This window comes from Psychrobacter sp. 1Y4 (genome assembly GCF_051847555.1).
This window is the reverse complement of the sequence record NZ_JBPYDE010000044.1, coordinates 1-1,728: the sequence shown is the minus strand read 5'-3', so window position 1 is coordinate 1,728 and position 1,728 is coordinate 1. Positions and strand designations below refer to the sequence as shown.

The following is a 1,728-nucleotide window of genomic DNA, read 5'->3' as shown; positions in this document are numbered from 1 at the left end:
ATTTTCATTGGTATTTAACCCCGCGCAAACTAACGGTTGACTCTGCGCAAATACTAGAGCTCAATGAAAAGTTAGCATCGGCTGAGATTGATTTTAAATGGCTCACCGAACAAACAGCGCAAGACAGTCTAGGATTGCCTCGTGCGATGATTAAAATCTTAGAATAAAAATTAGTGTAAAAAACTGGCATAAAAAAAAGCGACTCATTAACTATAGTGAGTCGCTTTTTATGATGACAGGATGACAGTAACTAATAATAAACAACGCTAAGGCTAGGATTAGGACTTTGGTACACGCAAGCGCATCAGGCCTTCTTGCTGCACGGTGGCGACCAGTTTGCCATCTTGCCAAAACTGACCATGGTTCAACCCTTTCGCATTGGACGTGGTATCACTCCACATGTCATAGAGCAGCCAGTCATTCAAATCAAATTCACGGTGGAAGTGCATCGAGTGATCAATACTGGCCGCTTGCAACCCGCTGGTCATAAAGCTCACGCCATGCGACATCAGCCCTGTGCCCACCAAGTAAAAATCAGACGAAAATGCCAATAGTGCTTGCTGAATAGCCACTGGCTGATTGCCAAGCTTGTAGATGCGTAGCCAGTTGGCTTGCTTAGGTTTCATTGGTTCTGGATTGATTGGATTGCGCGGTTTGACAGGCTTTATCTCGACATGACGGCGACGCATAAACCGTGCTTTGAGTGCGTCTGGTACTTTACCCACGTACTCTTCTTTTAAATCTTGCTCGGTCAATAGGTCTTCTGGCGGCGGATAGACAGGCATGTCTTCTTGATACGCAAGGCCGTCCTCCATGGGAGAAAACGACGCAATCATCGAAAATATCACTTGCTCAATCGGTGGCTTCCCGCGTACTTCTTTATACTGAATAGCCGTCACTTCACGAGCAGATAGACTGCGACCATCACGCAGACGGCGCACTTGATAGATCACTGGTTGATTGATATCGCCGCCACGCAAAAAGTACCCATGCAACGAGTGGCAAGGCTTGTCTTGATCTAATGTATGCGCTGCTGCCATGATCGCTTGGGCCAATACTTGCCCACCAAATATACGACTGCCCACATAGTCATGGCTCTTACCCTCAAAGACATCGGGGGTAACCTCAATAAGCGCGATCGTAGCCAGCAGCTCATCAATCAGTTGTGAATTATCGGACATGACAATATGTTTCCTTATTTTTATCAAACACGCTCAGCATCCAAACATACGCATCTAACAATCTCGATGCCATATAGATGCTGCGCTTGAATTTAAAATAATATGAGATCGCTTGCGGAAATACACAAGGGAGACTTTAGAACAAACACACAGCCATAGCTCATCAGGCCATGACTATCTATTCATTTTCGATAGAAAAGGTAAACATCTTACCCAATATTGTTGGCTTTGACTAGTTACTGTCAGCTTACTCATAAGTATTGCTTCACTATTTGTACGAGACAAATCGCACTTAATTCACTGATTCAAGCAATCTAATTCATAAAAAAACGAGATGTCTAACAACATCTCGTTTTTGACAATTATCTAAAAGTTTATGGCTTGACGGCGACCAGTACGCGAATAGAATCCGGCACTAGCGATAAGTTACCAAGCGCTTGCTCTCCTTGAGCCTTGAGCTGTTCTAAGCGTTCAATCTCTTCAGGGCGTACGTTTGGATTAATGGTTTGCAAGTGCTTGAGACGTTTGATCTCGCGCGACCACTGCT

2 protein-coding genes are annotated in these 1,728 nt (G+C 44.6%); both read right to left on the bottom strand.

Annotated elements, in window-relative coordinates; all coding sequences use genetic code 11:
- Positions 1–278: 278 nt before the first annotated feature.
- Positions 279–1,181, bottom strand: a complete 903-nt coding sequence (locus ACS8FC_RS13990) for an acyl-CoA thioesterase (protein WP_439297203.1) — start codon at positions 1,179–1,181, stop codon at positions 279–281.
- Between the two features lie 374 nt (positions 1,182–1,555).
- A partial coding sequence (locus ACS8FC_RS13985) for a hypothetical protein (RefSeq protein ID WP_439297204.1) occupies positions 1,556–1,728 on the bottom strand: 173 nt, incomplete at its 5' end.

What these genes read in the sequence shown, in the direction of transcription:
- ACS8FC_RS13990 (WP_439297203.1), bottom strand. Translation starts at nt 1,181, where the DNA reads ATGTCCGATAATTCACAACTGATTGATGAGCTGCTGGCTACGATCGCG.